Genomic DNA, 25,294 nt, shown 5'->3' with positions numbered 1-25,294 from the left:
ATCTAAATTCACACAATGGCGTTGTTCAAAAGAGATCCTTGGATTCTAGATGTTTACCGTACTTACGGCGGCGAGCATCACTTATATGTGCGTGGTAGGGCGCTTGAGGATCAACCTCTTAAACACTATGAGCAACAAACCTTCTATCAAACCTTACGTAACACCTGGCGCACTTTTGCTACCGATGAAATTCGCAATGCTTTAGTAGTGTTAACCTTATCAAACGGTGATAAGTTTGAAACGCGAGCCGATCATGAAGGATACTTTTTATTCAATTTAGAGGTTGATTACAATTTGCTCGATCTGGTAGATGAGTCTGGTTACTTGCCTGTTGTAGTAAGTTTTCACGAGGATAATGCCGCTTTCGCGAAAGCAAAAATTCAAAAACGTATTGCTATCAATCGATTTAGCGGTGAGATTTTAATCCCTAAAGAAACTTCATCTTACGGAATTATAAGCGATATTGACGATACCATCATGCATACTGGTGTGACTAGTTTTTTGAAAATGCGTGTTGCTTTCAATACCTTTTTTAAAAATTATGATAGGCGTGTACCTTTAAAAGGTGCTGCCAGTTTGTATCAATTGCTACATCGCGGTATGGGAGGAAATGATCACAATCCTATGTTTTATTTGAGCAATAGTCCGTGGAATCTATACAAGTATCTAGAAAAGTTTTTGGATTTTCATGGATTTCCAAAAGGGCCTATTTTATTAAGAGATTTTCCTACTCCTTGGGATCGCACGCCAAAGCTTAAACGGCCACATAAAGCCCATGAATTACTTAATATCTTAAAACATTATCCCGATCTCAAATTTATCTTGATAGGCGATAGCGGCGAGCACGATGCAGATTATTATAAAGAGGTTGCTCAACAGTTCCCAGATAGAATTTTGGCTATTTATTTAAGATCAGTTAAACACAGTAAGAAAATGGCGCGAGTAAAAGCCATTGCAAATTCCTTTACCATTTGTCCTATGATCCTAGTTGAAGAGTCAAATGAAGCAGTAAAACACGCCAGACAACATGAATGGATTGTATAAAATTGGTTAAAACCATTTCCAAAATTGCCACCATTTTTTTTCTCTAACTATAATTACTTCACCTAAATAGAGTTCCGGTTCTAATTCAATAACTGTCTCGCTGTGTGCCTTTATAGGTATTCTAATTGTTTTTTTATGATAACCTAAAGAAGTAATTGATAGGTCAATCGAATCTTTAGTAAAGTTCTTAGCGATAGGGATTGCGAATCTTCCAGTCGTGTCGCTTTCAATTGATAATTTTAGTTCTTCAATTTTTAAAAGAGCTTTAATTGGTGTATTTGTCTCAATTTCAATTAATTTACCTTTTATTAGGATTGAATCTTGAATTATTAAGGTTCTATGCGGAACCTTAATTTTTTTGGTTGAATAGAATAGATTTTTAAAATTTTTTGAGTCATCAACATAAGATGTTGCTTTAATATCAGAAGAGCCAAAAAGAAGCGTTAATATAGCTGCATATTTTGAAATGGACTGTAGATTCCTTCTCCTTGATTTAGAGATTTGATTGGTGTTTAATAAGCCACAAACGGATTCTTTTTGTTTATTAATGAGGTTAACAATCTGATTACGATCTAGTTTGGTAAAATCGTGAATATCCTTAGAACATAATGTACAATACTTGCCTTTTGTACTAGAATCCATTAGATCCCATTTTGCACTTTTACATGTTTTTTTAGTTTTAATAGATTGCATGATTGTAGTTCAAAGTGTTTTTTTAAAGCTAAGAAAATCCCTAGTTTTTATACTAGGTAGTTTTGAACCATTTATAAAGCCTTAACTAAGTACCTTTTTATTTTTCTTATAAAACGCATCTGCTTGTTGTTGCATGAGTTCTCGGGCTACACGTTTACGATGGTTGTATAGGGCTTCCTCCTCGGCAATATCTGCATAAACTCTATTGTTTACTTCGCGATCAGTTTGTAACAAGATGGCATGCTGTTGACGTTGTTGTGCTACCCAATTCTCCACTACTGCTAGTCGTTCTTCTAACTTTAAATCATATTCACCTCTTGGTGAGAGAAGTTTGGCTATAATAGGCGATGTTTCAATGGCTAGGAAAAGTAGAAAGATGAAAAATGAAGTAATAAAAGGTAATTGATTTAATGCTTCAATACGAGCCATAAGTCCGTCAAATTTGTCTATGATGGGTTGAGTGCTTGCGATTTGTGCTTTCTCTTGTTCTGCGAGTGTGGCCATTTGAGTTTCTAGCGCCTCAATTTTTTCTGCATTAATAGCTTTTAGGTCTGTTAATTCTGCTAGAGCTGCATCGTGTTTTTCTCGTTTTTCCTTATAAACAGGACCTTTACCTAGCAAGTTGGTTCCTGCTCGTCCTTCTGCTTCGGCGATGTAAGTGTTGTAGAGTTCATTTACTTCACTTTCCTTATCTGTAATCTCTTGTTTTAGATCTTGGATCGCTTTCGCGAAAGCGGATTCCTCAACCTCATATAAGGCAGCGACTTGCTCCTGATTTTCTAGCGTCATCGCATTTTTTTCTTCTAGCAAGACTTGATCAATTTCTTTTTCAAAGATTTTAAGTTCAAGCGGTTTTGAAATCACCATAGCGATTATAATGGCCAATAATATACGTGGTGTTGCCTGCCATATTTCATTAATTTTCTTATCACTTTTCTTTAGTGTGGAAACAATGTATCTATCCAGATTGAAGATGAGTAAACCCCAAATAAAGCCAAAAAAGCCTGCAATCCAGTAATTATCAAAAACGGTAAAGAGTGCATAACTCGCAGCAAAAAATGCCATAAGAGCGGTAAAGAAAACGGTGGCACCTATACCGGCGTATTTGTTACGTTCACCAGCTGTACACTGGTCTAGGAGATCGGCATCGGCGCCGCTGCAGAATATGAAAAAGGATTGCATAAAAAAAAGCGTTTACAAGTTGAGGTTATCTTATAAACGCTTGAAATTGTGGAATGTTACATAGGAAGTTAAAATTGAAAATGTTCTAGTTGTTTGGCTGTTTATTGAATTTACATTTTATTATTCGTAGCAGGTGGCGGTGGTGGTAAGTTGGGCCATGGCTGGACATTTGCTTTTTGAGCTTTGGTTAGTTTATTATAAATAGCCTTATATTTTTCCACTTCCTTTAATTGAACAATTGGGTATTCAGCGTTACCGTTTTCAGTAGCTAGTTTATTTTTTGCATTGATTTCTTTTGCCCACAAATTGTATTTTACCAAGTCTTCATGCTCTGGCGCCGGTGGCGGTGGTGGCGGTAAATCCTTTGGATCTATTTGTTCAATTCTTTTGTTTTTAATGTCAATGACATTACCATCTCTGTCATATAATTTACCGTCATTATCTTTTGTGGTATAGTAATGTATTTTGTTATCTACTTTAATATAACCTGATTTAGTCAACGGCGGCGGTGGCGGCGGTGGTGGCAAGAGCTTCTTATTATCATTCGTTTCCAGGATTTTTATAGACATGATTCCATTGCTGTCTGGACTTATTTCAACACCATTTTGACCTACTTTTTCAATGATGGAAATCGCATTATCTGCATCTATTTGATCATTTCTTAAGTAATAGTTGAGTTCTTCTTTATGTTGATTTATGTATTCTATCGCACTTAGATTGCCTAACTCCTCAGTCACTTCTTTTTCTTCAATGATTTCTTTAGACACTGTGTATCCTTGTTTTTCAAAATCCTGTAGTTCTCCGAATTTGTTATAAATGTTTATTTGATCATCATTGATTTTATAGAGATAGTCTTCATTATCTATTTTTAGATAGCCTTCTGTGGTGCTAGCATCTACGACAATTATCTTTTTGTTTTGTTCAGGTACTTCTACTTCTTCAATTACTTGCTCAACTTCCTGAAATTTAGTTTCCTCTTTTCCACAGCTGATTATTAAAATAGCAAGTACTGGAATTAAGGCAACTGATCTAATGAACAGACTGGTGTTAGATGTTTTAGTTTTCATAATGCGGAATCTTTTTTTAATGATTGGGAAGTTAAAGGTGTTAGCTAGTGAGGTATAATGACTATGCTGGCTATAATTCAAAAGTGTTTCTTGGTATTCTGTGGTGTCTACACCTTGGTCCAATACAGCTTTATCGGCAAGAAACTCATGATTTAATTTTATAGAGTATCGTAAAAGGTATAAAACGGGATTGAACCATAGAAGAATTAATAACAGTTCGATCATCAAAACATCTATGGAATGACGTTGATCCAAATGTACTTTTTCATGTTCTAAAACGAGTTCAGGTATTTGATTGTTAGCATACTGATTTTTAGATACAAATATTCTATTAATAAAAGAATGTGGGACTGTAAATGCATGACGAAGTATTAATTGATAGTTATTGTAAGGTTTAATCTCATCTTCGTTTTCAACCCTAAATCTGATGATGTTTTTTACAAATCGCCATGACATGATGAGAATTCCAACTGCATAAACAGATAATAGAACTGCGGTCCAATCAAAGGTTTCAGTTGGTTGCTCATTATGTAAATCTGTTATTATTGGTTGCTCTACTAGAAAAGCAGATGCACGATCAACTGAAACAACGACTGTGTTTACAACTACAAATGGAATTAACAAAGAGAAAATTGTTGCTAAAAGCAAGTAATATCTTTTAACATGATGCCATGAACTGTTTTCAAGAGTCAGTTTGTAAAACAACCATAGTACAAATAAAGAAGCAGTGCTATTGATAAGGTAATGTTCCATAACTATTTCTTTTTAATTTGACTATCTATAATATCCCGTAGTTCCTGTAATTCTTCCTGGCTTAGATTCGTCTCTTTTGTAAAAAAAGAGGCAAACTGTGAAGCGCTGTCATTAAAGAAATTCTTAATCAAGCCATTTACATGTTTAGAGAAATAATCACTTTTTTTAATTAGCGGATAATATTGACGACTACGACCAAAAAGCTTGAAACCTACAAAACCTTTATCGGTCATTCGTTTTAATAAGGTAGCAACTGTTGTTGTTGCTGGTTTAGGCTCTGGATAGTTTTCTAATAAATCTTTCATATAGGCTTTGTCAAGTTCCCATAGATGATTCATTAGTTCTTCTTCACTTTTTGACAATTTCATTTTCTACATAATTAGAATTAACTCTACAAATGTAGAAATAAATTTTAATTCTACAAGTGTAGAAGTGTGTTTTATGAAATTAGTGACAAATTTTACCAGGTTACGATCAAAATCGAATTTCATTGTCGATGTAATACGTATTCTACGAAGTCGATATTAATAATATATAATTCAGTAATAATTAACTATAGAGCTAGGCTTGCCTCAATATCAAGCTCTTGTCTTATAGGATGCCGTTCCTTTGAGAGCTAGAAGAAAAATTGTAATGCACTTATTATCGATAAACGACCTAATTTTTGTTAAAAAAGATTACCCATCGTTAAATTAATTATAATTTGAATTATTCTTGCGGTCGAATTCATTATTTTTTTAATTAACTCAAATTCAATTGTAATGAATAAAATTATTTTTCTGTTTTTTCTACTGTTGGTTAGTATAGCTCACTCACAAGTAGGTATAAATACTAATTCTCCAGACCCTAGTGCGATGCTGGATATAGATTCAGTTGATAAAGGTCTTCTCACACCTAGAATGACTACTGCCCAACGGGATGCTATTACAAGTCCAGCAACGGGATTATTAGTTTTTGATACTGATTTAAATGCTTTCCAGTATTTTGACGGTACTGTTTGGGTTTCTTTAGGTTCAAAGCAATTAAGGGATAATTACAAATTGGTAAAAAGTATTGACGATCTGTCGGATGAATTGATAGCTGGTGGTGGTACTAAGTATCTTCTTAATACTAATTTTCTTTACGAAATTAATGGTGCGATATTGGTTGACTTTCCTATTGATTTGAACGGAGCCTATGTAGAAGGAGTAGATTCATCTGAAGATATTTTGATTAATGTTTCTAGCGGTAGTCTATTTGAAGGTACTAAGGGTGGTGGATTGCGTAATTTAACACTTTCAGGCTCTTTACCAGCTGGAACAAAAACACAAATATTTGATATCAATGCAACTGCTGGAGAATTATTACTTATTAACAATACTATTGTTGCCAATGCCAGTAAGGTTGGGACATTAAATGGTTTGAGTACGGTGTTTTTTAGCGTAACACAGTATCTTGATAACGATGATGGATTTACTATCAATAATATTGCTAACTTCTTTGTAAGTAATATTTTCTGGACACAATCAAATACAGGTACATTCATGGAGCTTACAGGTTCTTTTAGCAATTTACAAATGAATGGTGGTCGTATAGAGTCCAACGGAACTGAGATTGGAATTGATGTAAGCACAAATCCTACCATTGTAAACGATGCCACATTATCTCAACTAAGTTTTGTAGGTGATGGACAATTTGTTGATGGATATACTACAGGTTCTTATACGGGATTTAGCTTCACGAAAGACTGGAATGTAAATTGTTCTGGTATACCCTTTGAGTCCGATCAGGTAGCAACTGGAAACATTTATTATAGTGGTACGTTAACGACAGGTTATTCACAGACTATATCTAGTGGTGCTCCTGTACAAATTAAAAATGCTACTGATTTTGTGGCAACCGACCTTTTTAGATTTAGAGCCGAGGATAATAATAATGACCTGATTTATGAAGGTAAAAAAAGAAGAAATGTTCAGGTAAATGTTTCACTTAGCATTCGTGTTACTGGTGCTGCGAATGATTTTTACGCCTTTGCGATTGCAAAAAACGGTAGTATCGTTTTAGAAACTAATAGTGTGGTTCAAATTGCTAACGATGCTCAAATTCAAAATGTTGCTTTGAATGGAATATTAACCCTTGAACCAGACGATAGGATCGAGATTTTCGCTGATAGGTTGACCGGTTCAGGAAATGATACACTCGTTGTTTTTTCAGAGAACATTAGTGTACGATAAATAGTTTTAAATATTTCGCTTTCGCGAAAGCGTCAACAAAAAAATCCCATTCAGTGAGTGAATGGGATTTTTAATGCAATTATATGTGATTTATTTACTCATCGTTGCAAAGTGTTTATAAAAATGTGGGATTGTTTCGATCCCTTTTAAATAATTCCAAATACCAAAATGCTCATTAGGTGAGTGGATAGCATCACTGTCTAATCCAAATCCCATAAGAATAGATTTACTATTTAATTCTTTTTCAAATAAAGCTACGATAGGTATAGATCCACCACTGCGTTGTGGTATAGGAGTTTTGCCAAAAGTATCCTCATAGGCTTTACTAGCTGCTTGGTATCCGATACTATCAATTGGGGTAACATAGGCAGTACCACCGTGATGAGGTGAAACTTTAACTTTTACACTTTTAGGAGCAATACTTTCAAAGTGTTTTTGAAAAAGATCGGTGATTTCCTTCCAATCTTGATCAGGGACAAGTCGCATTGAAATTTTTGCATAGGCCTTGCTTGCAATGACAGTTTTTGCACCTTCACCAGTATAGCCACCCCAAATACCATTCACATCTAGAGTAGGACGTATGCTATTACGTTCGTTTGTAGTGTATCCTTTTTCACCGTGTTCCTGTGCTATGTCTAGCGCTTTATTGTAGTCCTCTTGTGAAAAAGGAGCTTTGGCCATTTCGGCGCGTTCTTCCTTACTCAATTCTTCGACCTTATCATAAAATCCAGGTATAGTAATGTGGTTGTTCTCATCATGCAATTGTGCTATCATATCGCACAAAATGTTAATAGGGTTTGCTACTGCACCACCATAAAGGCCAGAATGTAAATCACGATTAGGTCCCGTAACTTCTACCTCTACATAACTTAATCCTCTTAGACCTGTAGTGATACTAGGAACTTCTTTTGATATCATACCTGTGTCAGAGATTAAAATGACATCATTGGCTAATTTTTCCCTGTTGTTTTCTAAAAACCAACCTAGAGATTCACTTCCTACTTCTTCTTCACCTTCAATCATAAATTTCACATTACAGGGCAACTCGTTATTTGCAGTAAGATATTCGAGCGCCTTTACATGCATGTACATTTGTCCTTTATCATCGCAAGCACCACGAGCAAAAATTGCTCCTTCTGGATGAAGCTCAGTTTTTTTAATTACCGGTTCAAATGGCGGACTGTCCCAAAGATTAATAGGATCTGGTGGTTGTACGTCATAATGACCGTAAATCAAAACAGTAGGAAGATCTGGATTTATTATTTTTTCTCCATAGACGATTGGGTATCCTGGGGTTTCACAAATTTCTACTTGATCACAACCAGCATCCTCAAGCGACTTTTTGATATGTTCACTAGTTTTTATCACGTCATTCTTATAAGCAGGATCAGCACTAATGGACGGAATTTTAAGTAGTTCAATCAATTCATTTATGAATCTATCCTTGTGTTTTTCTATATAAGGTTTAGTGTTCATGTGTTGTTGTTTTAGGTAAAGATAAGGAAGAGGTAAAATATTTATCTGAAAGAATTTGTAATATGTGAAAAGTTAGTATATTTGCCGTCCCGTAAGGGTACTATCAGTAATGCGGATGTGGTGGAACTGGTAGACACGCTAGACTTAGGATCTAGTGCCGCAAGGTGTGCAGGTTCGATTCCTGTCATCCGCACAAAAGAAAAGCTCGCTTTAAGCGGGCTTTTTTTATGTCAAATATCTGCTGTTGCAGTTTTAATTTCATCTAGTTTTCAATATATCTTATAGTAAATCACCAATTATTGGCTACTGAATAATTGGCTTGATTTATGTATATGTAAGTTTGTAAAATCCTTACTACTAATCTATGGGATTTTAAATTGTTTAATAATTAACATTATAAATTAAACAAAATACTATCTTTAGATAAAATTAATTGAACTGGAGTTTTAAAACTCACTGGAATTAAAACGTATGAAAAACAAAGAACTTGAGGTTGATGAGTTGATTACTAATGATAATCTACTTGACAATTTAACCTTTGATGAAATAGGAGACGATCACTTATTTACTGGAATGGAAACACCTATGAAAGCTGATGCTTTTGTGATGAGTGATGATGAGAAAAAGGATAAGATTGCCAATTTGTTTTCTCAAATTATGGATGTCATGGGTCTTGATCTTACTGATGATTCACTCAAAGGAACGCCTAGAAGAGTGGCCAAAATGTATATAGACGAGATTTTTTCAGGTCTTAATCCTGCAAATAAACCCAAAATCGCCTTATTCGATAATAAGTATCAATACAATCAAATGTTGGTTGAAAAGAATATTACTTTTTATTCCAACTGTGAACATCATTTTGTTCCAATTATAGGAAAAGCTCATGTGGCCTATATTTCATCTGGCAGGGTGATAGGTTTGTCAAAACTTAATCGTATTGTACAATATTATGCAAAGCGTCCACAGGTTCAAGAAAGGTTGACAAATCAAATAGGTACAGATCTACAAGAGATTCTGAATACAGAAGATGTTGCAGTTGTGATAGATGCTAAACATTTGTGTGTTTCTTCTCGAGGAGTTAAGGATGATACGTCGTCTACCGTTACTGCCTTTTATGGAGGTAAATTTAATGATGATGAAAAAATAAGACAGCTCCAAAATTACATTTACAATCAATAAAATAATTGAGTCGTTAATAATATAAACTTCCCTTTACCGAGGGAAGTTTTTTTTATGACTTTGTTTTAAAGTATTCTCTAGCTTTTGAATATAAAAATTTATTGGTGCGAGCACCGTATAATGCCAGAGCACAAACGATAAGTATAAAGGTAAACGCTCCAATAATAGCAGTGTACGGATTTAATGTTTTACCTATCAATTGATGCAGTCCAAAACCAGTAAAAGACCCGTAAATAATTATAAAGTGGATAACGTATATAGAAAGAGTCTTTTGCCCAATTATCAAAAGCTTAGAATCTTTAAAGAACCTTTCGAGCGCATAAAAAGTACCGAAAAGAATAAAAACATTTCCTAATCTAGTAATAAGGTAATTGTAGTAGGCGACCGATTTAAATAGCTCAATGTCAGTAGTGCGGTATAATATCATTAAAAACCAGCTAGAGTGATAAATCAATAAAATACCAACCACAAAAAATCCGATAATTAATAAGGACTTGAACTTTTCTTTCAAATGATATTTATAAAAAATGGAGGCAATAAAACTACCTATGGACATATATCCTAACCAAGGCAAAATGGTAAAGATGCTACCATTATTTTTTGATAAATAATTGGCTATAAAAACAGGCAGCTGGCTGGTATCTAATTCTCTATAATATGGTTCTAGTGGAAAGATGCTTACACCCAGAATAAATTGAATTAGGGAAAAAACAAGAGAATTTTTAAGAACTAGATAATAACATCCTACAGTAATAATAAGTGATAGACCTATGCACTGTAAAACATCTACCCGTAAAAAATTGGTACCTAGTCTTCCGTCTAGCCAGGTAAATAAAGAAATACGTAAAGAGTAGCCAATTCCTATTAAAAGTAAACCTCTATAAAACCCTTTTTTTATGCGTTCATTCGCTATTCCTTGCTTTTTAGATTTTAACAAAAGGAATGAAAATATTAATCCTGAGATAGTGAAAAAGGTAGGCGCGGTTATTCCTCTAAAATAATTCCATATCTCGTAAAAAAAGTTTCCTTGCACATGAAATTCTGGCGCCAGTAAGGTAGAGATAAAATGCCCTTGTAACATCATTAAAATAGCAAATGCTCTTACTGCATCAATAAAGAATATTCTTTTAGGATTCACTGATTAGTTTAATAGTTGATGTATAGCAAAATTAATGATAAACATTAACTCAAAAGTACTATCTAGAGTATTCAATGTTTTAATGGTGTTGTAATCGGTGGGATAAAATATAGAAATGGATTCAATTCAAAATAGCTGTAAAACAAAAAAGCCTCTCCTTTTGGAAAAGCTTCTCACAAAGTGTTTTCACACTTTCTGTCTTCAAATTGAAGACCACACAACTTGATTTGTTTTCTTTTAAAAAGAAAAGCGGTCTGGACGGGATTCGAACCCGCGACCCCATGCGTGACAGGCATGTATTCTAACCAGCTGAACTACCAGACCGTGTTCTAAAGAACTTTGCTATTGCAGCTTTCTGCTTTAGCGGTTGCAAATATATACTCATTTTTAGTTTTGCACAAACAATTTTTTACTTTTTTCAATTAATTTATTTTTTAACCTTAAGATAGCATTCTAAACAGCTTTGTTTAAAGGTGATTAGATACTTTTACGCTATGATAAAATTATTAGCTACCGATATAGATGGGACTCTTTTGAATGATAATCGAGAGATTTCATCCTCAACTATAAAGGCATTTAAAGATCTTCATATTCCTAAAATTTTGATATCTGCACGCATGCCTCAAGCCATGACTCACCTACAAGAAGATTTAAAAATCACAGATCACCCCATGATTTGTTACAATGGAGCGCTTGTAATCTCAAAGGATCAGTCAATCGTTGATATAACTATACCTCTTAATACCATTTCTGATTTTGTCGAAATTGCCAGAACACATAATTTACATTGTAGTATTTATAGAGGTAAGGAGTGGTTTGTTCCTGAGTTGGATTTCTGGGCAAATAGAGAAATCAATAATACTAAGGTAGAGCCAGTTGTTCAGGATTACGGGCGTACTTTAGAATATTTCAATCAGACTAGACATAAAGGTGGTGCTCATAAAATAATGTTGATGGGTGACGAGGAGTTTATGGATCTCGCTTTCGCGAAAGCGGAATCTAAAAAATTACCCGTACACTTATACAGATCAAAAAACACGTATACCGAAATAACACCAAATGGAATTTCCAAAATAGAAGCATTGAAGGAGCTTTTAAAGCACGACTTTTCCAACGTATCTGTTGAACAGGTTGTTGCTTTTGGAGATAATTACAACGACGTTACCATGATTAAAGAAGTTGGTTATGGGATAGCGGTTGATAACGCAAGAGACAAGGTGAAGGAGGTTGCTGTCGAAGTTACTGACCATCATAAACAAGATGGTGTTGCAAACTGGTTAATAAAAAACTCTAGTTTGTTCCAATAAAAAAAAGCGGCCTCACACATGGTGAAGACCGCCTTTTCATATGGGTTGTGCAGTCAATTACTACTCGATTACTATAATATCATTAGTAGATAATTGTGCTGCGCTCATTACTTCTTGATAATTGGTCACATCTACGGTACCAGCTAATTCCACAGGTAAAATTACAATCCTGAATGTCTGATTTTGTAAGTCTGCAGGAGCAAGCTGCGACAAATCGGTCGTTGCAGGAGCGTCAATAAACAACTCTACGTCACCGTTTGTTGCATCGTAATTATATTGAAATTCACCAAAATCAGTATACAATACTTGTGGTAGTAATCGCCATACATCAACTGTGCCGCCGTTATTTCCTGGAACTTCATCCCACAATAAATACGTAAGTACCATGTCATCTGGGAAAGTTTGAATGTTATTTGGGAAAGGAATTAGTTGTGCATAGTCTGGTGCAAAAAAGTCAGTTGTAACTTCGAATGACTGGGCTGTAATATTAACTCCATCTAATCCATCAAAACCCGGTGGACCTTGTGGTCCTTCACATGCTGCAAATGTTACTGCTGCAATTACTAAAAGTATTATTTTTTTCATGGTAAAAGTTTCTTATCTTTCTTCAATAAGCGTGCCTAAAAATGAAAAATCTAATATTTCTTTTACTTGTTTGTGTTTTTAATATCAATTTTTCCATCTCACAAAGTGAAGCTGACAGCTTGTACGAGGCAGGTGAATTTAAAAAAGCAATTCCCTTATTCCAGGTAAAAGAAGATGCTGATTCTGCTTATAAATTGGGACGCATATACCAGCAACTAGGAAATAGAGAGCAAGCTGTTTTTTATCTTTCTCAGTCTATTTTAAGAGACTCTAAACACGTTCAAGGGCAATTTCAATTAGGGAAAATTGAATTGTCAAATAATCCAGCAAGAGCCTTTACTCTTTTTTTAAACTTGACAGAACGTTTTCCAGAAAATGCTACTTATTTCTATTACCTTGGAAAAGCGCAACAAGAATTAGGTGTAGAGGAAAAAGCTACCGAATCATTTAAAACGTCTATTGCTTTAAATGAAGATTATCTAAATAGTTACTATGCACTTATAGCCTCTTATATTAAAACACGTAATGAAATGTATGCCATTAAATATGCTCGAGAGGTATTAAAAAAACATCCTGAGAATAATAAAGCAAGGTTATATCTAGCTCAGGCTTTTTACAATAGTAAGCTGTATGAAAATGCAGTTGATGAACTTGAATTATTAATTAAAAATGGTAAGGTTACAGACTATACGACACGAACTATTGGTATTGCTTATTTTGAATCGCAACAATATGAAAAATCAATAGAGTGGCTCAAGAAATATATCGAAATGTTTGAAAAGGAAAGTGCTTTATCTTACTTCTATTTATCTAAGGCATATTCTAGAATGGAAAACTGGGAAATGGCCCATGAAATGATAGATAGATCCATTGAAATTCGTAGACCGGCCTTGTCAAATGAATTTTTACAAAAGGCTACCATTTACAGAGGTCAGCGCAATGAAAAAGAGGCTTTTAATTTTATAAAAAAGGCTTATCAAGAAAATAAAAACGATGATCTTGTACATTACCAATTAGTCATCGCCGCAGATGAATATTTCAAAGACAAAAAAACAATTATCAAATACTACGAGAACTTCATAAAAGCACACCCAAAAAGCTCATTTAAAGAAATGGCACAAGCCAGATTGAGCGATTTGAGAAAGATAGATTTTATGGAAGCTAAGGAATAGTAAACTAATTGTAAATTAGCACTATGATTTACAGGTTGTCCTTACTTGTGTTATTGATAGTTCTTTCAAGTTCTTGTATGAATGAGCAAGAAAGGCAACAACGTGCTTCAAAAATCGCACAACAACAGTTTGAAAAAGTAGATCTTTCAAAACTTGATCAATATCCTTTATTTCCTAATTGTGATGAAATGTTAGATAATAAAGAATGTTTTTCTCGTGAACTGCATTCCCTTATTTATAAAAAGCTTGCGTCGTCAACAAACAAGATCGAGCTTATTAAACAGGATAGTATATCAATTTCTATAACGGTAACGAAAGAAGGTAACATCAAATATGATAGTCTAGTTACACATGCTCATCATGTAAATAGTGATCAAATCACCTTATTTCTATCAGAAGCATTAACCGAATTACCTCGTATCAATAGCGCCTTAAAAAAAGATATTCCAGTTTCATCAAGTTTTATTGTGCCAGTAGTGTTTGAACCTATTGAGGTTGAGTATTAAGAGATCGTCCTCGCCATGTAATTTTAAATAAACTCTTATAGGTTATTAATAAAACCAAAAACGGATAGGTAAAGTACACCGGTAGTAGCCACTTCCATTCTTTGTGACCTTTAAAATGATGATCGTAGATAAAGTTTGAGATGTAATCAGCTATTAGTTTCAGAAAATATATAGTTAGGAAAAGCTCTATTGAGATTAATTGCATCCATAAGAGAAATGGGGCTAATATAAATAACACACTCATGAACAATACTTGTACTGCAACAAGTTTGTTGAGCATACTGCTAGTATGAGTTCCTTTTTGTGCCCATCTTGCACGTTGATTAATAGTGTTGTGAAAGGTCTGTACTGGTTCTGTGAAGACTAAGGCATCTTTATCTCTAATAAAATAACATCTTGCACTATCAACTTCACAACATTTCTCTAGTAAGAATATATCATCGCCACTAGAAATATGGTTATTTCCAGCATATCCATTTACTTGATAAAAAACTTCCTTGGTAAAGCTCATATTAGCTCCATTTGCAAGGAAAGGTTTTTTCCATCCATACGCACCTATTCCTGTTAATTGAAGGGCTTTCATTTCTAGTCTTTGCAACTGTTTATTCAGCGTATTTTTAGATCTGATTTCAACTGGGCCACTTACAAAATGAGCCTCAGGATAATTGTCGTAGAACTGTTTGTAAGATTGTAACCAATTTTTATGAGGAGTACAGTCTGCATCAATCGTTACTATATGTGAGAATTTACTTTTTGCTATTCCTTGTTCAATACAGTCCTTTTTACCGCTTGCTGATTGTTTTACGCGATTTAAATTAATCATATTTAATCGGGAAGAGAATTTATTGATAATAGACTCACTATGGTCTGTTGATTCATCATTTATAAAAATAAATTCTACGTCTAGACGATCTTTATTTAAATCAACTAAGGCGTTAAGGAGCTTCAATAGATTTCCAGCTTCGTTACGGTAACAAATTAGCACACTAAAGCCAGTAGGTGGATTTAACTTTAATTTTTTGTGATTGAAATGCCTTTCTGGCCGATAGGAGTGCGCCTCGAGAGAAAGACTTGTTATAATAAAAAAGTATCCTAAAACTACGACCAAGATTAGAACGATCATGCTTGTGCTAGTTTAAATGATTTAAAAGGTAATAAGGCACAACCGAGTAAAGTAGGTATAACCGTATTAGTAAACCAAACTATAGTACTAGCGATTAATATTATCTCTTCTTGTTGTAATGTATATTCAAAAACGATACTAGCAACCGTATACCTTACAGGAAGATCTAATAATTGTAAAACGGGAACAACAGAGACTAGTAGGTAGTAAAGGCCTATTTTTAACATTACATCAATGAGTTCAAAATCATAATTAAGCGCCCATAATACTATTATCCAATTACTTGCAAAAACTAAATATCTTAATAAAGAATAGCCTATAGTGATTACCAGCTGTGTTTGAGGAGTGGTGCTAATTTGCAATTTTTTATCTATAAATCTCACAGAGAATAATCCTATAATGAGTATGCTTAAGACGAGTAAAATGAAATAAATATCTAGCTTGTCATTTATGCTTGATAGAGTAATTATTGATGCAATTCCAAACGTAGAGGTGACAACCATTTGACTAAAATTGGCCCAAAACACTTTGCTAACCACGTTTTTTCTATGTGCTTTGGAAAAAAAAAGTGATTTGAGTGCAAACTCTCCCAACCTAAAAGGAGTGATAAAACTTGCTGCTTGACTGGTTAAGTTTTGTAGTACGCTTTCGCGAAAGCGTAATTCATAAAACTCTTTTACAAGGTATTGCCACTTGCGACTCTCGATAAGCCAACTAATTAAGCTTATTGCAATCATAAGAATAATCCAACTTATCATTTCCAGACTTATGGAGTCTATAAACCATTTAAAATTCATGGAACGGTCCTTCCATGTAAAGTAGATCCATACAATACTTATTAAAAAGACAGCCGTTTTTAAAAGGATGCTTAGTAATTGTTTAGTTTTGTAGGATAAGGAGATCATGATCGCAAATTACGACAAAACTGAGAGGATAATATTAGGGATTGACCCAGGAACTGCTATAATGGGTTTTGGAGTGATAAAGGTGGTGGGAAACAAGATGAGTTTTGTTCAAATGAACGAGCTTGATATGCGGAAAATAAAGGATCCTTATATCAAGCTAAGAAAAATATTTGAGCGCACGATCGAACTTATTGATACCTTCAATCCAGATGAAATAGCGCTAGAAGCACCATTTTTTGGTAAAAACGTTCAATCAATGCTCAAACTAGGTAGAGCTCAAGGCGTAGCTATGGCTGCAGGTTTATCTAGAGATATTCCTGTTGTAGAATATGCTCCATTACGTATTAAACAGGCTATTACAGGAAGAGGTCAGGCTAGTAAAGAACAAGTGGCTCGCATGTTACAAAGTCTTCTGGGATTAAAGGAACTTCCTAAAAATTTAGACAGTACTGATGGGCTGGCAGCAGCTGTTTGTCATTTCTATAATAGTGGTAAACCCCAAGTGAGCAAGAGTTATTCTGGTTGGGCTTCATTTGTGAAGCAAAATGAAAAACGCATCAAGAAATGAGATACCTAACAGCTTTATTTTTCTTAATTTCTACAATTGCACTAGCTCAGAATGATCAAATTCAGGATGCATTAAAGAAATACAATGATGACACTGTGCCCTATATTACAGTTGACACATTATCCAACAATTTGAGCGATTATATCCTTTTAGATACGAGAACACGTGCGGAATTTGAAGTGAGTCACTTACCGAATGCGATTTGGGTAGGTCAATTTTTTAAATCTTCACGAATTGAGAATTTAGATAAATCTCAAATGGTGGTAGTATATTGTTCAATAGGGGTAAGGTCAGAGAATTACGGTGAAAAACTCCTAGAGCAAGGGTTTATGACCGTCTATAATTTGCAAGGAGGCTTGTTTACGTGGTTTGACGCTGGTTACAAAGTTGTGGATTTAAATGGGAACACTACCCATAAAGTTCATACGTACAGCAAGAAATGGTCGGAATATATTAAGAATGGGGATAAGGTGTATTAGTCTCTTTTTACTTTCAACTTATATAATTCACCAGGACTATTTGCTTCTTCATCTCCTAGTTTGATACTTACCGCTTCACTTGTAAGATAGTAAATGTCGTATTTCTCATTAGAGTCGTAATAGGTTATAGCTTCAACTTGTGCTCCTTCTAAAGGTAGGTTGTATCTATCCAAAATCGTATAGCCTTTTTGATCTGTTTTAATGAATGTAACAAATGCCTCTAAATTTGAATTATAACCGCAAAGGGTAATTGTGCCTTGATTGTTGGTAGTAGCACCCGTAATAAGACCATTGATAGCTAAAGTATGAGTTGCTTTTAATGATGACGAGGTAACCTCAAGCAGTACGTTGTAAACATTTGTGGTAAAGTTTTTCCAATCTTTGGAAAACAAGAGCAATTTGTCTTGAACATATACGATTGCTTCTGCATCAAAAGGATGCTGTTGATTTCTTATGCTAAAATCGTTTTGATCTATATATTCAATGTGTAGATTATCAGAAACAGCCTCACTATTTTCTAAATCTGATATGTTTATCTGATAAATGGTAAGGTCTTTTCTGTTGCCAGCATTGTTACCTATATCTGCAATATATACGTGTTTTTCAGAGTTAGAAATGTCTTCCCAATCATAATTGTTTATGTTTTGGTAGGTGGTTTTATTGAGAATCCGACCGGTAGTGTCAATTTTAAAAAGTGATGGTGTATCACCCGAATCGTTATGGGTATAAAGTTGTTTATTATGAGCTATTATACCTGAACTTTCATTGATGGATGAAGGTAAAGTTCCTATAGTAGTAAATATATACCTTGTGCCATTCTCATGAGAGTAAGAGCTGGAAGTATGTACTTTTGAGCAATTACAAATCAGTGTGAGAGTAATAATTAGGAATAATTTCTTCATGATATAAAGATAATTGTAAAGCGTAAAAAAACCGCTTAGATTACTAAGCGGTTTTGATTGTATAAAGATCTCTTTAATTAAGAAAGAGAAACTCTTTTAAATCCTACTACTTCAGCACCTTTAGATTCTACGTACTGAGCAACAGTCTTTTTGTCATCCATGATAAAATCTTGGTCTAGAAGAGCTTGCTCCTTGTCAAGAGTTGAATTGTCTGAAATGTAACGATCGATCTTTCCAGGAATAATTCTATCCCAAATAGCCTCAGGCTTACCTTCTGCGGCAAGTTCGTCTTCAAAACGTTTCTTAGCAGCAGCGATAGCATCGTCAGTAAGTTGTGCTCTAGAAATAAATTCTGGAACATTTTTTTGTGGCTTACCTAAACGACCTAATTCAATATTATCTTTTTCTATAGCAGCAATACGAGCTTCAGTTTCTGCCTTTACAAACTCAGGATCAAAATCCTTGTAAGATAAAGTAGTAGCACCCATTGAAGCTACCTGCATTGATACGTTTTTAGCAACTTCTTCTTTGTTATCGCTATTTGTAGAAAGACCAGTTACAGCACCAATTTTTCCACCATGAACATAAGAACCGATAAATGGAGCTTCAAAAACTTCAAAGCTACCTATTTCGATTTTTTCACCGATTACACCAGTTTGTTCGATAAGCTTTTCTTCAACAGTCATTCCATCAAAATCTGCTTTAAGAAACTCCTCTTTAGAGTTGTAATTTAAAGCGATATCAACGAATTGATTAGCTAGTTCTTTGTATGAATCGTTCTTTGCAACAAAGTCAGTTTCACAGTTTAAAGAAATAAGAACAGCTCTATTATTGTCATCATTAACTTTAGCAACAACAAGTCCTTCAGAAGAATCACGGTCTGCACGCTTTGCAGCTACTTTTTGACCTTTTTTTCTAAGGATTTCAATTGCTTTATCAAAGTCACCTTCGGCTTCAACAAGGGCCTTTTTACAGTCCATCATTCCAGCTCCGGTAGCTTTTCTTAACTTACCTACGTCTGCAGCACTAATTTTAGACATGATTGTGTGTTTTTAAATGTTTATTCTTCTTCTTCGTTTGAAGCTTCTTTTTTAGCAGCTTTTGGAGATGGTTGCTCTGCATTCTTCTCCTTTTTGCGATCTTCTAAACCAGCTTTGATAGCATCGGCAGCAGCTTTTACAACTATATCTACAGATTTTGATGCATCATCGTTTGCAGGAATAACGTAATCGATATTACGTGGATTTGCATTAGTATCAACCATTGCAAAAATTGGAATTCCTAATTTAAGAGCTTCTTTTACTGCGATGTGTTCACGTACTGTGTCAACAATAAATAAAGCAGCAGGCATACGAGTCATGTCTACAATAGAACCTAAGTTCTTTTCTAGCTTATCACGCATACGGTCTACTTGTAAACGCTCTTTTTTAGATAATGTCTCATAGCGACCATCTTTTTTCATGCGGTCTACAAGAGCCATTTTCTTAACAGCTTTTCTAATAGTTACAAAGTTAGTAAGCATTCCACCTGGCCATCTTTCTGTGATGTAAGGCATGTTTGCTTCACCAGCATGCTTTGCAACGATATCTTTAGCTTGCTTTTTAGTAGCAACAAAAAGAACTTTACGACCAGATGCAGCGATCTTACGCAATGCTTCACATGCTTCATCTAGCTTTGCAGCGGTTTTGTAAAGGTTAATGATGTGGATACCATTACGCTCCATGTAGATGTACGGAGCCATGTTTGGGTCCCACTTACGGGTAAGGTGTCCAAAGTGTACACCAGCGTCAAGTAACGACTTGACTTCAACTTGATTTGCCATATTAATTTAGTTTACGTTCTGTCAGATAGCAATGAACTAGTGGTCTTGAAAATGAATCAATCGCCTATTTCATTTAGATGCTAAACTACGCTCTGGTGGCAACCAGGCTTGACAGCAAATTATTGAAAATAAAAAAAGAACAAATCCCACTTGAAAAACAAGTGGGATGAGTATTTGTTGATTAACGTTTAGAGAACTGGAATTTCTTTCTTGCTTTCTTCTGACCGAATTTCTTACGTTCTACCATTCTTGGGTCACGAGTAAGAAGTCCTTCAGGTTTAAGCGCAGTTCTATTTTCTGCATCTATTTCTACAAGTGCTCTTGAAATAGCTAGACGAACAGCTTCTGCTTGTCCAGTGATCCCACCACCATTTACATTTACGTTTACATCGTATTTGTCAACGTTCTCTGTAAGAGAAAATGGTTGCTTTACCTTGTACTGTAAAGGTGCAGTGGTAAAGTATGCATTTAATTCTTTGTTGTTAACAGTGATGTTACCAGAACCTTCATTAAGGTATACTCTCGCAACAGCTGTTTTTCTTCTACCTATTTTGTGTAACGTATCCATATTACTTTACCTCGTTAAGATTAATAGTTTTAGGTTGCTGAGCTTCATGACCGTGCTCTGCACCAGAATATACTTTAAGGTTGCGGAAAATCGCACTACCTAATTTATTTTTAGGTAACATACCTTTTATCGCCTTTTCTACTACACGACTTGGATCTTTATCATAAAGTTCCTGTGCAGTTAAAGAGCGCTGTCCACCTGGATATCCAGTGTGTCTAATGTAAGTCTTCTGGCTCCATTTGTTACCGCTTAACTTTACTTTGTCTGCGTTTATGATAATCACGTTATCACCGCAATCTACGTGAGGAGTAAAGTCTGTCTTGTATTTTCCTCTTAAAAACTTTGCAGCAATTGACGACATACGTCCTAATGGCTGGTCTGCCGCATCTATAAGTACCCATTCTTTATTGACTGTAGCACTGTTTGCTGATATCGTTTTGTAACTTAAAGTATTCACTATGAAACTGTTTTAATTCTCTATTACGATTTTTTCTAACTAAAATCGGAGTGCAAAAGTAATATTTATATTTAGATTGACAAGCAGCTCTTTAAAATATTTTTACTAATTCTTATCTTTTATTGCACTTTGCCTTTGAGCTAAATTATTTTTTTGAATGTTACTCTAGTAATTTTTGATGATTGCGCTTTCGCGAAAGCGTTGTAAACACTATTACTCGACAACTTCTACGCCTTTCCAAAATGCCACGTAGCCTTCTATATCTTTAGCAGCGTGTTTTGTTTCAGGGTAATACCAGGCAGCATCGTTATTTTGTTTTCCATCCACGTCAATGCTATAATAACTTGCAACACCTTTCCAAGGGCAATTTGTTTGTGTGTTACTTTCTTTAAAAAATTCCTTTTTAATTGAATTAGGAGGAAAGTAGTGATTGTTTTCTATAACTAGAGTTTGATCACTCTCAGCAATAACAGTGTTGTTCCAAATAGCTTTCATGATTTAATTTTTTATAAATAAATAGTTTTTGAACAATTGGTCGTTATCTTCATAAATTTCTTTAATCTTTAGACCTGCTTGCTGCGCTAGCCACTCTACCGTTCGATCATCGTATTTTTGTGAAATCTCTGTGTGAATGGTTTCCCATTTATCAAAATTGATATCTAATTCTATAGCGTTTATCTTTACCGTACAAGGTTGTGTGGCTAATAAGAAACTTTTAGCAGTCCCTGTTTCTGGATCATAGGATTCCCAGTGTTCAAAGGTGTCTACAGGGAAATTGGCATCCATTTCCTTGTTGATTCTATGTAGTAGGTTCCTGTTGAATTCTTGGGTGACTCCTGTTTTATCTGAGTACGCATTTTGAATGATAAGAGGATCTTTCTTTTGGTCAAACCCCATGAATAGATAGTCCTTATCACTCATGCTGTTCTGGATTTGCTCCAGAAATTTAATAGCTTCTGGATGTTCCAGATTTCCAATATTAGAACCTAAAACGATGATTAACTTTGGTCTGTTATTGTAGGAAGCGAGTTTGTCTAATACGCTAAAATACCTTCCTTGCTCTCCTTGCACATCCATATCTGGCCATAGGTCTTTAATACTGCTGGTGAGTTCGTCTATGGAGTGTTGCGATATATCAATAGGGATGTAAGTGAAATTTGCCTTACGGTCATTTAGGTGCTTAAGTAAAACCTTAGTCTTTTTACCATCACCAGCTCCTAATTCAATAAGGTCTATTCCCTTCTCATCTATAGCGATTTGTGCAAGAGCATCTTTATGCTGGTCTATTATATTGTATTCGGCCTGAGTTAAATAATACTCAGGTAGGGCCATGATTTTTTGAAAAAGTACATCTCCTTTTTCATCATAAATGTATCTCGAGCTTAAATATTTGGGGTAAGCTGTTAATCCTTCTTTTACGTGTTCTTGAAATTCTTTTTGAAAACGTTCTTGTTTTGTCATATCGATTGGGCCAGTCTAAGGCCAGTAAATTGCCATCTAAGTGGTGCGTGAAAAAAATTACGGTAAGTTAAACGGGCATGATGATCAGGTGTGGCGATAGAATAACCGCGTAGCACTTTTTGATTCACCATGAATTTACCGTTATACTCACCAATTGCTCCTGGTGGTTTTTGATAATTGGGGTAGGGAAGATAGGCGCTTTCAGTCCATTCCCATCTTTTGCCAAAATTAAAGTTAGGTGCTGCAATTTCCCATTCAAATTCTGTAGGTACTCTTTTTTTGCACCATTGAGCAAATGCAAATGCTTCAAAGTAACTTATGTGCGTTACTATAGCTTTAGGATCAATGTTTTGCACACCATTAAGCGTGTAATGTTTCCACTGTTTGTTTTCATTGAACCAATACTGTGGTGCACAAATGTTGTTTTTTTGAACCCAATCCCAGCCTTCGGTGTGCCAAAGTAAGACTTGATTATACCCATTGTCATTTATAAATTCGAGCCATTCGCCATTGGTAACTAATTTGTTAGAAATTGAATAGGGCTCAACATAAACTTTATGTTGTGGTTTTTCATTATCGTATGAAAAACCTTCATTGGAATGGCCTATCTTATAAATACCTTCTGGGACTTCAATCCATTCTTGGTTTTGAGGCTCTACAAGCGCATCTGTAGCATCAATATCATAAACAGGAAGTAAAGGGTTGTTACCTAATATGTATTTGATATCGGTAAGTAATAATTCCTGATGTTGTTTTTCATGATGAATTCCTATCTCTACGATCTCTTTGTGCTCCTTAGTTAAGGTTTGATTCAAAAACTCATTCATATGATTAGTCACATAGGAACGGTATTTATAAATATCTTCAACACATGGTCTAGATAGGTTTCCTCTATCCGTACGAACTACTCTTTTCCCTACGCTTTCGTAATAACTATTAAATACGTAAGCATAGTGATCATGAAACCTTTTGTATCCCTTATAAAATTTAGACAATACAAATTCTTCAAAAAACCAAGTAGTATGTCCTAGATGCCATTTAGGTGGCGACACGTCAACAATAGGTTGAACCACATAGTCTTCAGTTTTTAAAGGCCTACATATGTTCTCGGTTTGTTGTCTAGTAGATAGAAATAGTTCTTTGAGTTCGGACATCGACTCAAATTTATAACCTTTTTTGAATTAAGATACTCATGGTGCTTTTTTTATGAATACCTTATGAAGTAGGCTAGTCCATTATTTTCCTGAATTTTTAAAAATCAGGACTACCACGGTAACAAAGATTGCTATAATCAGAATGTATAGCACCATTAAAAAAGATTGAGGTGTTAATCTTGAATTACGCTCTAGTTCCAGTTGAGCCTCTTTGGCTTCTCTTCTTTTGTCTATTTCCCTTTGTTCGGCTTCACGTTTTTTTATTTGGAGATATCTAGAGGTGTTCTTGGGTTCAAATTCTCGTTCCTTGGCTTCGTTTAAATTAATGCTTAAGGGTGTTCCAGACAGTTTTCCAGTTATTGGATAAACTACAAAATGTCCAGAAGCTGGCATGTAATTTTCCTTGGACCTGTGAATTTGTCTATAGATTAATTCTCCGCCTGGTTGGTCATACATCTCTATCATGTATTTATACAAATTAGGATGTGACCGCCATTCTAGAATAGCCAGCGTCGAGTCCTTGTGCGGCTTTATGTTAAGATCAAATACATATAAGGTCTTAGAATGTTTGTATTGTGTATTGTCAATACTTCTGTAGTTTTCAAAGGGATCGGTTAATGTGCCTTGAGCACTTATAAGTTGGCATAATCCTAAAAAGAATAGGCTATACAGAAACGACACCTTTAATGGCTGGGTGAGGATCGTAATTTTCAAGAGTAAAGTCTTCGTATTTGAAGTCAAAAATATCAGTAATTTCTGGATTTAACTTCATGACAGGTAATTTTCTAGGTTCTCTAGTAAGTTGTAATTTAACTTGATCCATTAAGTTGTGGTATATATGAACATCACCAAATGTGTGAACAAAATCACCGTATTCAAATCCACACACTTGTGCAACCATCATGGTAAGTAAGGCGTAACTAGCTATATTAAAGGGAACACCTAAGAAAACATCGGCGCTGCGTTGATAAAGTTGACAGCTCAGCTTATTATCGGCTACATAAAATTGAAAAAAAGCATGGCATGGTGGTAATGCAGCTTTTCCATTGGCTACATTTTCCGAAAAGCTTATGCTAGTGTCTGGCATAACGCTAGGATTCCAGGCGCTTACCATCATACGGCGACTGTTGGGATTTGTTTTTAAAGTATGGATAACATCTTTTATTTGATCAATGCCTTCACTATTCCAGTTGCGCCATTGATGACCATATACGGGACCTAGGTCACCATTCTCATCGGCCCATTCATTCCAAATACGTACATTGTTTTCCTTTAGAAAGGCAATATTTGTGTCTCCAGAAAGTAACCACAGCAGTTCGTAAATTATTGATTTAAGATGTACTTTTTTGGTTGTTACTAACGGGAAGCCTTCTTGAAGATTAAATCGAAGCTGATGTCCAAAAATACTGCGAGTTCCAGTTCCGGTGCGATCTCCTTTGTCTATACCTTGGTCTAAAATTAATTGCAGTAAGTCGTGATATTGCTTCATGTATGAAAATGTTATTGTATAAAATTACTACTAGTTATATTTCGCTTTCGC

27 protein-coding genes and 2 tRNA genes are annotated in these 25,294 nt (G+C 34.9%); 9 read left to right on the top strand and 20 right to left on the bottom strand.

What is annotated here, in order from left to right; genetic code table 11:
• Positions 1 to 15 precede the first annotated feature (15 nt).
• Positions 16 to 1,044, top strand: coding sequence for an App1 family protein (locus AAT17_RS05595; protein WP_060523228.1), 1,029 nt, complete (start codon positions 16 to 18; stop codon positions 1,042 to 1,044).
• A 6-nt stretch (positions 1,045 to 1,050) separates the two neighbouring features.
• On the opposite strand, the gene AAT17_RS05590 is transcribed toward AAT17_RS05595, so the two are convergent.
• The 4 genes from AAT17_RS05590 to AAT17_RS05575 form a co-directional block, all read right to left on the bottom strand.
• On the bottom strand, positions 1,051 to 1,737 hold the full coding sequence (locus AAT17_RS05590; RefSeq protein ID WP_060523227.1) for a hypothetical protein: 687 nt from the start codon (positions 1,735 to 1,737) through the stop codon (positions 1,051 to 1,053).
• A gap of 81 nt (positions 1,738 to 1,818) precedes the next feature.
• Positions 1,819 to 2,919, bottom strand: a complete 1,101-nt coding sequence (locus AAT17_RS05585; protein WP_060523226.1) for a DUF4407 domain-containing protein — start codon at positions 2,917 to 2,919, stop codon at positions 1,819 to 1,821.
• Positions 2,920 to 3,029: 110 nt separating this feature from the next.
• A complete protein-coding gene (locus tag AAT17_RS05580; RefSeq protein ID WP_060523225.1) occupies positions 3,030 to 4,739 on the bottom strand; it encodes a M56 family metallopeptidase in 1,710 nt (569 codons plus the stop codon).
• Between the two features lie 2 nt (positions 4,740 to 4,741).
• A complete protein-coding gene (locus AAT17_RS05575; protein WP_042277225.1) occupies positions 4,742 to 5,107 on the bottom strand; it encodes a BlaI/MecI/CopY family transcriptional regulator in 366 nt (121 codons plus the stop codon).
• A 393-nt stretch (positions 5,108 to 5,500) separates the two neighbouring features.
• Here AAT17_RS05575 and AAT17_RS05570 point away from each other — a divergent pair, with 393 nt between their 5' ends.
• Positions 5,501 to 6,952 carry a hypothetical protein gene (locus AAT17_RS05570; protein WP_060523224.1) on the top strand — a complete coding sequence of 484 codons (1,452 nt, stop codon included), beginning with the start codon at positions 5,501 to 5,503 and terminating at the stop codon, positions 6,950 to 6,952.
• Between the two features lie 90 nt (positions 6,953 to 7,042).
• Here AAT17_RS05570 and AAT17_RS05565 read toward each other — a convergent pair whose 3' ends face one another.
• Positions 7,043 to 8,428, bottom strand: coding sequence for a dipeptidase (locus AAT17_RS05565; RefSeq protein ID WP_060523223.1), 1,386 nt, complete (start codon positions 8,426 to 8,428; stop codon positions 7,043 to 7,045).
• Positions 8,429 to 8,539: 111 nt separating this feature from the next.
• On the opposite strand from AAT17_RS05565, the gene AAT17_RS05560 reads away from it, so the two are divergent.
• Together AAT17_RS05560 and folE are read left to right on the top strand one after the other, a co-directional pair.
• Positions 8,540 to 8,621 (top strand) — tRNA-Leu (locus tag AAT17_RS05560).
• Positions 8,622 to 8,899: 278 nt separating this feature from the next.
• Entirely contained in the window at positions 8,900 to 9,607 is a 708-nt protein-coding gene (folE, locus tag AAT17_RS05555) for a GTP cyclohydrolase I FolE (RefSeq protein ID WP_042275990.1), read from the top strand.
• Positions 9,608 to 9,659: 52 nt separating this feature from the next.
• On the opposite strand, the gene AAT17_RS05550 is transcribed toward folE, so the two are convergent.
• Positions 9,660 to 10,745, bottom strand: a complete 1,086-nt coding sequence (locus tag AAT17_RS05550) for a heparan-alpha-glucosaminide N-acetyltransferase domain-containing protein (RefSeq protein WP_082586912.1) — start codon at positions 10,743 to 10,745, stop codon at positions 9,660 to 9,662.
• Positions 10,746 to 10,995: 250 nt separating this feature from the next.
• Positions 10,996 to 11,069, bottom strand: a tRNA-Asp gene (locus AAT17_RS05545).
• Positions 11,070 to 11,239: 170 nt separating this feature from the next.
• Between AAT17_RS05545 and AAT17_RS05540 the strand changes: the two genes are divergently transcribed.
• Positions 11,240 to 12,052, top strand: a complete 813-nt coding sequence (locus AAT17_RS05540) for a Cof-type HAD-IIB family hydrolase (RefSeq protein WP_060523222.1) — start codon at positions 11,240 to 11,242, stop codon at positions 12,050 to 12,052.
• A gap of 60 nt (positions 12,053 to 12,112) precedes the next feature.
• On the opposite strand, the gene AAT17_RS05535 is transcribed toward AAT17_RS05540, so the two are convergent.
• Positions 12,113 to 12,637: a hypothetical protein gene (locus tag AAT17_RS05535; protein WP_042275986.1), complete on the bottom strand. Its 525-nt coding sequence runs from the start codon at positions 12,635 to 12,637 to the stop codon at positions 12,113 to 12,115.
• Positions 12,638 to 12,678: 41 nt separating this feature from the next.
• Here AAT17_RS05535 and AAT17_RS05530 point away from each other — a divergent pair, with 41 nt between their 5' ends.
• Positions 12,679 to 13,809, top strand: coding sequence for a lipopolysaccharide assembly protein LapB (locus tag AAT17_RS05530; protein ID WP_060523221.1), 1,131 nt, complete (start codon positions 12,679 to 12,681; stop codon positions 13,807 to 13,809).
• A gap of 23 nt (positions 13,810 to 13,832) precedes the next feature.
• Positions 13,833 to 14,315 carry a hypothetical protein gene (locus AAT17_RS05525; RefSeq protein ID WP_157539237.1) on the top strand — a complete coding sequence of 161 codons (483 nt, stop codon included), beginning with the start codon at positions 13,833 to 13,835 and terminating at the stop codon, positions 14,313 to 14,315.
• Here AAT17_RS05525 and AAT17_RS05520 read toward each other — a convergent pair.
• Positions 14,296 to 15,438, bottom strand: coding sequence for a glycosyltransferase (locus AAT17_RS05520; RefSeq protein ID WP_060523219.1), 1,143 nt, complete (start codon positions 15,436 to 15,438; stop codon positions 14,296 to 14,298). The genes AAT17_RS05525 and AAT17_RS05520 overlap by 20 nt on opposite strands.
• The gene (locus AAT17_RS05515; RefSeq protein WP_060523218.1) at positions 15,435 to 16,343 is read right to left on the bottom strand and encodes a lysylphosphatidylglycerol synthase domain-containing protein; all 909 of its coding nucleotides are present in this window, start codon (positions 16,341 to 16,343) and stop codon (positions 15,435 to 15,437) included. Before AAT17_RS05515 ends, AAT17_RS05520 begins: the two co-directional genes overlap by 4 nt.
• Between AAT17_RS05515 and ruvC the strand changes: the two genes are divergently transcribed.
• Both ruvC and AAT17_RS05505 read left to right on the top strand, forming a co-directional pair.
• Complete coding sequence (gene ruvC, locus AAT17_RS05510) at positions 16,342 to 16,911, top strand: crossover junction endodeoxyribonuclease RuvC (RefSeq protein WP_060523217.1); 570 nt, start codon at positions 16,342 to 16,344, stop codon at positions 16,909 to 16,911. The genes AAT17_RS05515 and ruvC overlap by 2 nt on opposite strands.
• Entirely contained in the window at positions 16,908 to 17,390 is a 483-nt protein-coding gene (locus tag AAT17_RS05505; RefSeq protein WP_060523216.1) for a rhodanese-like domain-containing protein, read from the top strand. Before ruvC ends, AAT17_RS05505 begins: the two co-directional genes overlap by 4 nt.
• Here AAT17_RS05505 and AAT17_RS05500 read toward each other — a convergent pair.
• From AAT17_RS05500 to AAT17_RS05455, 10 genes are all read right to left on the bottom strand, one after another.
• Positions 17,387 to 18,292 carry a hypothetical protein gene (locus tag AAT17_RS05500; protein WP_060523215.1) on the bottom strand — a complete coding sequence of 302 codons (906 nt, stop codon included), beginning with the start codon at positions 18,290 to 18,292 and terminating at the stop codon, positions 17,387 to 17,389. The genes AAT17_RS05505 and AAT17_RS05500 overlap by 4 nt on opposite strands.
• Positions 18,293 to 18,369: 77 nt before the next feature.
• A complete protein-coding gene (tsf, locus tag AAT17_RS05495; protein ID WP_042275963.1) occupies positions 18,370 to 19,332 on the bottom strand; it encodes a translation elongation factor Ts in 963 nt (320 codons plus the stop codon).
• A 20-nt stretch (positions 19,333 to 19,352) separates the two neighbouring features.
• Positions 19,353 to 20,114, bottom strand: a complete 762-nt coding sequence (gene rpsB, locus AAT17_RS05490; RefSeq protein WP_042275960.1) for a 30S ribosomal protein S2 — start codon at positions 20,112 to 20,114, stop codon at positions 19,353 to 19,355.
• A gap of 181 nt (positions 20,115 to 20,295) precedes the next feature.
• Positions 20,296 to 20,682 carry a 30S ribosomal protein S9 gene (gene rpsI, locus AAT17_RS05485; protein WP_042275957.1) on the bottom strand — a complete coding sequence of 129 codons (387 nt, stop codon included), beginning with the start codon at positions 20,680 to 20,682 and terminating at the stop codon, positions 20,296 to 20,298.
• A gap of 1 nt (position 20,683) precedes the next feature.
• Positions 20,684 to 21,139: a 50S ribosomal protein L13 gene (rplM, locus tag AAT17_RS05480; protein WP_042275954.1), complete on the bottom strand. Its 456-nt coding sequence runs from the start codon at positions 21,137 to 21,139 to the stop codon at positions 20,684 to 20,686.
• Positions 21,140 to 21,352: 213 nt separating this feature from the next.
• Positions 21,353 to 21,634: a DUF427 domain-containing protein gene (locus tag AAT17_RS05475; RefSeq protein ID WP_172792945.1), complete on the bottom strand. Its 282-nt coding sequence runs from the start codon at positions 21,632 to 21,634 to the stop codon at positions 21,353 to 21,355.
• 3 nt (positions 21,635 to 21,637) lie between these two features.
• Positions 21,638 to 22,600 (bottom strand): L-histidine N(alpha)-methyltransferase, encoded by a 963-nt coding sequence (locus AAT17_RS05470; RefSeq protein ID WP_060523214.1) that lies wholly within the window; start codon positions 22,598 to 22,600, stop codon positions 21,638 to 21,640.
• Complete coding sequence (gene egtB, locus AAT17_RS05465) at positions 22,597 to 23,754, bottom strand: ergothioneine biosynthesis protein EgtB (protein ID WP_060523213.1); 1,158 nt, start codon at positions 23,752 to 23,754, stop codon at positions 22,597 to 22,599. Before egtB ends, AAT17_RS05470 begins: the two co-directional genes overlap by 4 nt.
• Before the next feature lie 81 nt (positions 23,755 to 23,835).
• The gene (locus tag AAT17_RS13285) at positions 23,836 to 24,435 is read right to left on the bottom strand and encodes a hypothetical protein (RefSeq protein ID WP_157539236.1); all 600 of its coding nucleotides are present in this window, start codon (positions 24,433 to 24,435) and stop codon (positions 23,836 to 23,838) included.
• Positions 24,419 to 25,243, bottom strand: a complete 825-nt coding sequence (locus AAT17_RS05455) for a thymidylate synthase (protein ID WP_060523211.1) — start codon at positions 25,241 to 25,243, stop codon at positions 24,419 to 24,421. The genes AAT17_RS13285 and AAT17_RS05455 overlap by 17 nt, the downstream gene beginning before the upstream one ends.
• Positions 25,244 to 25,294 lie beyond the last annotated feature (51 nt).

The organism is Nonlabens sp. MIC269 (assembly GCF_001430865.1).
Classification (GTDB): domain Bacteria; phylum Bacteroidota; class Bacteroidia; order Flavobacteriales; family Flavobacteriaceae; genus Nonlabens; species Nonlabens tegetincola.
The sequence above is the reverse complement of the archived record's forward strand: the minus strand, read 5'-3'. Positions and strand labels throughout refer to the sequence as shown.